A 240-nucleotide genomic window follows, 5' to 3' on the forward strand; every position below is an offset into this window, starting at 1 on the left:
CGACAACGGACGAGGCGGCGGGCGACTCGCCGCGACGGCGCGTACGCCGACCGCGCGGCTCGGCGGCGGCCTCGTCCGGCACGACGAACGCGGCGGCGGGCGCGACGCGACGCTCGGCCGCGGGCGCGGCCTGCTCGGCGGCGGTGGGCGCCTGGAACACCGGCGGCTGGAAGACGGCGGTCGCCGGACGCACGGCCCGACGCCGCGCCCGCGGCGCGGGCTCCTCGCCCGCGGCGGTCG

General features: G+C 83.8%; 1 protein-coding gene. It reads right to left on the reverse strand.

Features of this window, described 5'->3' with window-relative positions; translation table 11 throughout:
• Positions 1-193, reverse strand: a 193-nt coding sequence (locus tag DN069_RS43050; RefSeq protein ID WP_165845756.1) for a hypothetical protein, incomplete at its 3' end; no start/stop codon positions are given.
• Positions 194-240 lie beyond the last annotated feature (47 nt).

The sequence above is a fragment of the Streptacidiphilus pinicola genome (assembly GCF_003258295.1).
GTDB classification, from domain to species: Bacteria; Actinomycetota; Actinomycetes; order Streptomycetales; family Streptomycetaceae; genus Streptacidiphilus; species Streptacidiphilus pinicola.